This window comes from Caldicoprobacter sp. (assembly GCF_047459465.1).
Lineage (GTDB): Bacteria > Bacillota > Clostridia > Caldicoprobacterales > Caldicoprobacteraceae > Caldicoprobacter.
This window is the reverse complement of the sequence record NZ_VSCO01000147.1, coordinates 1-4,306: the sequence shown is the minus strand read 5'-3', so window position 1 is coordinate 4,306 and position 4,306 is coordinate 1. Positions and strand designations below refer to the sequence as shown.

The 4,306-nt window shown below is 51.0% G+C and carries 4 protein-coding genes and 1 pseudogene; all 5 read left to right on the top strand.

What is annotated here, in order from left to right:
• Nucleotides 1–340 (top strand): annotated as a pseudogene (locus FWJ59_RS08270) (3-dehydroquinate synthase); the annotation flags it as partial.
• Between the two features lie 216 nt (nucleotides 341–556).
• On the top strand, nucleotides 557–1,648 hold the full coding sequence (gene hisC / locus FWJ59_RS08265; RefSeq protein ID WP_414481473.1) for a histidinol-phosphate transaminase: 1,092 nt from the start codon (nucleotides 557–559) through the stop codon (nucleotides 1,646–1,648).
• A gap of 31 nt (nucleotides 1,649–1,679) precedes the next feature.
• Nucleotides 1,680–1,898, top strand: coding sequence for a hypothetical protein (locus FWJ59_RS08260; protein ID WP_414481472.1), 219 nt, complete (start codon nucleotides 1,680–1,682; stop codon nucleotides 1,896–1,898).
• 102 nt (nucleotides 1,899–2,000) lie between these two features.
• Entirely contained in the window at nucleotides 2,001–3,014 is a 1,014-nt protein-coding gene (gene aroF / locus FWJ59_RS08255) for a 3-deoxy-7-phosphoheptulonate synthase (protein ID WP_414481471.1), read from the top strand.
• Between the two features lie 48 nt (nucleotides 3,015–3,062).
• Nucleotides 3,063–4,175, top strand: coding sequence for a prephenate dehydrogenase/arogenate dehydrogenase family protein (locus FWJ59_RS08250; RefSeq protein WP_414481470.1), 1,113 nt, complete (start codon nucleotides 3,063–3,065; stop codon nucleotides 4,173–4,175).
• The last annotated feature ends 131 nt before the right edge of the window (nucleotides 4,176–4,306 follow it).

Below are 4,306 nucleotides of genomic sequence, written 5' to 3'. Positions count from 1 at the left end.
AGGCCACGCCATTGAGTCGGCCACCGGGTACTCCAAGTACACCCACGGAGAAGCGGTAGCCATGGGCATGATATATGAGAGCAGGATAGCCCTATGCATGGGATTGATAGGAAAGGAGTACATAAGGCGCCTGTCATCTTTGTTGGAAAGAGCTGGGCTGCCCACCGTACTCGAGACGGCTGACTGGGATATCATATTCCAGCGGATGGTTTATGACAAAAAAAATGTGGACAGCGGCATAACCTTTGCCCTCCCTACAGGGTACGGCAAAGTGGAAGTGTTCAAAGGCGTGGCAATGGACGACATCAGGCAAGCTCTGGCTGGCGGGCGGCGCAGTTGACCAGTGATTGGCTGGCAATCGTGATCCTTGACCATAGACCAGCCGGCAATATGCATAGCTAGCAGTATAAGAGCAGCAGGATAAGAGCGAAGTGAAAATGATCAAAGGCATTGCAATGGATGACAGCAGTCATGCTCTGGCTGGCAGGCTGCATGCTTGACCGCCGACCGGCTGGCAATATACGTTTGCAGGGTAAAAGTATAAGGAGGGAAATAAATGGTAAAGCACAGAAAGGCGATTGAAACCCTCGAACCCTACAGGCCGGGCAAGCCCATAAGCGAGGTCAAGCGGGAGCTGGGCCTCACCGAGGTCATCAAGCTGGCCTCCAACGAAAATCCCCTGGGGTGTTCGCCCAAAGCTGTTGAAGCCATCATAAAATGGACACAGGAAGTCTCCCTCTATCCTGACGGCAATTGCACCGAGCTTAAAGGCGCTTTGGCACAAAGGCTCAATGTGGAGCCGGAGCAGTTGCTGTTTGGTGCAGGGTCGGACCAGATCCTGGAGATCATAGCCCAAACTTATATCAACCCCGGCGATACCGCCATCACCTGCTGGCCATCCTTTTCAAGGTATGAAGCTGCAATTCAGGTAATGGACGGCAGGATGATCAGGATTCCGTTGACCCGTGACTACCGTTTCGACCTCAATGGCATTTTAAACAGCATAACCGATACCACCCGCATTATATGGATATGCAACCCTAACAACCCTACCGGTACCATCATCACAGCCGAGGAGCTAAGGGCTTTCCTGGAAAAGGTACCCCAAAACGTGCTTGTAGTGCTGGACGAGGCATACTATGAATATGCCCGCTGTGGAGATTATCCCGAGAGCATAGAGCTGCTTAAACAGTATAACAACGTGATCATCCTCAGGACCTTTTCAAAGGCCTACGGCCTGGCCGGACTACGCATAGGGTACGCCATCTCCAACAAAGAGATCATAGAGCTCCTCAACAGGGTGCGAGGGCCCTTCAACGTCAATGCTGCGGCACAGGCGGCCGCCCTCGCGGCGCTGGATGACCAGGAATTCGTTCAAAGGAGCATCCAGATCAACCAGGAGGGAAAAGAGTATTTATACCAGGCCTTTGAGGAGATGGGGCTTGAATATATCCCTACCCATACCAACTTCATCATGGTTAACGTGGGGAGAAACAGCCTGGAAGTGTTCAGGGACCTGCTATATAAAGGGGTCATAATCCGTTCGGGGGACATATTCGACATGGACAACTGGATAAGGGTGACCATCGGCACGCCCCAGCAAAACAGGAGGTTTATAGAAGCACTGAAAGAGGTGCTAAAGCGATAAATGAAGAGATAAATGATAAATGAAGTGATAAATGATAAATGAAGTGATAAACGAAGTAATAACTGAAGTGATAACTGAAGTGATAAACGAAGTGATAAACGAAGCGATAAATGAGGCGATAAACAAAGCAATAAATGAAGCGATAGACGAAGTGACAAACGAAGCGATAAACGAAGTGATAGACGAAGTGACAAACGAAGCGATAAACGAAGAGATAAAGGCGCTGTGGAGCATAATCAGTTTAAAATAGCATCATAAAAAATAGACCAAAGCAGCATAGTAGAACGGTAGCATGGTAAAAACATAATTGCCTTGTAAGGCAAATCAAATCCTAATACGGGAGGATGGTAATATGGTTATCGTCATGAAACCCGATGCCACCGAGGAACAAGTCAGGCAAATTGAGGCATTGCTCAAAAATCTCGGCCTGGGAGTGCACATCTCGGTGGGCACCGAAAGAACGGTAATAGGGGTAATAGGCGATAAACGGGTGCTGGCCGACACCCCCCTGGAGCTCATGCCGGGTGTGGATCGCCTTGTCCCCATAGTGGAATCCTTCAAGCTGGCCAGCAAGACCTTTAAACCCGAGCCGACGGTAATTCGCATCAAGGACGTGGCCATAGGTGGAAAGAAGATCGTCATAATGGCCGGGCCATGCGCTGTTGAAAGCCTCGACCAGATCATGCAAACAGCCAGATTTCTCAAATCCAAAGGGGTCCAATTCTTAAGAGGCGGCGCCTACAAGCCGCGCACTTCGCCCTACTCCTTCCAGGGGCTGGAGGAAGAAGGATACAGGATATTGGCCGAGGCGGCAAAAGAGACCGGGCTGCTGGTGGTATCCGAGGTAATATCCCTGGCCTCCCTTGAACAGGCCATAAAATACGTTGATGTGGTACAAATTGGCGCCCGCAACATGCAAAACTTCCAGCTGCTGCGGGAAGTGGGGAGGATGAAAATACCTGTGGTGCTAAAGCGCGGGCTGGCATCCACAATAGAAGAATGGCTCAACGCGGCGGAATACATCATGAACGAGGGCAATTACAACATAATACTGTGCGAGAGAGGCATACGAACTTTTGAGACCTACACGCGCAACACGTTGGACCTGAGCGCCGTTCCCATCATAAAGGATATAAGCCATTTGCCCATAATAGTGGACCCCAGCCACGGCACGGGCAAATGGAAGCTGGTCACGCCCATGAGCCAGGCAGCCATCGCCGCTGGTGCTGATGGCCTGATGATAGAGGTTCATCCCGATCCAAAATGTGCCCTATCGGATGGCCCACAGTCCTTAAACTTTGAAACTTTTGATGCCCTGGTCCAAGAGGTTGCCAAAGTAGCCAGCGCCGTGGGCCGCGAATGGTGAAAACCTCATGGACTCATATCGTCGTATGCAAAAGGTGGGGTGACGATAATGTCAGAAAGGGAGATAAAAAGGGTAAGCATAGTTGGACTGGGGCTTATAGGGGGATCGCTAGCCAAGGCCATTCGCCGCAGCCATCCGGAGTGGCACATTACGGGAACCGACGTCCAGAAAGAGCACGTAAAAATGGCCATTGAAGAAGGAACAATTGATCAGGAGGCCACTTGTATCGAAGATGCCGTTCGCCATGCCGATATCATATTCTTATGTACACCGGTAGGAACCATACCTGGCCTCATCAAAGAAGTAGCCGCCCATGCCCCTACCGGCGCCATAATCACCGATACCGGCAGCACCAAAGAAGCCATAATGCGCACCGCCATGGGATGCCTTCCTTCCGGCCTTTTCTTCGTGGGCGGGCATCCCATGGCCGGCACCGAACGTTCGGGATATACCGCCAGCATACCACACCTATTCGAAAATGCCTACTATATCCTCACACCCATTCCTTCCACCCCCGCCTGGGTAGTGGACAGGTTAAAGGCCCTGCTCTCGACCATAGGCGCCATCCCGTTGGTCCTGGACCCGCAGTCCCACGACAGGATAGTGGGAGCCATCAGCCATCTGCCCCATGTGGTGGCGTCAGCCCTGGTCAACGCCGTGCAGGACATAGAAGACCCACAGCACTTCAAGGAAAGGCTGGCCGCTGGAGGATTTCGGGATATAACCCGAATTTCATCGTCTAATCCAAAGATATGGCGAGACATATCGCTTTCAAACCGCCAACATCTAGCACAGCTCATCAAAAGCACCATTCGGTACCTCGAGGCGTTTTACAGATATCTGGATGAAGGCAGTGGAGATGAAATAGAAGATTTCTTCTGCAGGGCAAAGAAATTTCGCGACAGCCTCCCCATCCTCCAAGGCCAGGCATTGCTCCCATACCACGACTTGTATGTAGACATACCCGATCGCCCCGGCAGCATAGGTGAGATAGCCTCCCTGCTGGGGCAGCACAGCATAAACATAAAGAACCTGTGCATAATCAACAGCCGTGAGGATGAGCCTGGAGGCTGCCTTGTGCTGTCGCTGGCCGATGCGGCATCCTGGAGAAAGGCGCAAGAAGTGCTAAAGGCAGGGGGATATAAAATATATGTAAAATGACAAAGTTTCGGTTTAAACCAGGCTTTGAGTTTGTTTCAAACCATGTTTGAATTTGGCTTTGAGGTATAACCGAGCTTCGTCTCAAGTTATGCGTTAGCCAGCACAACAGGACAATTTATCTGGGAAAGGAG

What these genes read in the sequence shown, in the direction of transcription:
- FWJ59_RS08260 (WP_414481472.1), top strand. Translation starts at nt 1,680, where the DNA reads ATGATAAATGAAGTGATAAACGAAGTAATAACTGAAGTGATAACTGAA.
- FWJ59_RS08250 (WP_414481470.1), top strand. Translation starts at nt 3,063, where the DNA reads ATGTCAGAAAGGGAGATAAAAAGGGTAAGCATAGTTGGACTGGGGCTT.
- aroF (WP_414481471.1), top strand. Translation starts at nt 2,001, where the DNA reads ATGGTTATCGTCATGAAACCCGATGCCACCGAGGAACAAGTCAGGCAA.
- hisC (WP_414481473.1), top strand. Translation starts at nt 557, where the DNA reads ATGGTAAAGCACAGAAAGGCGATTGAAACCCTCGAACCCTACAGGCCG.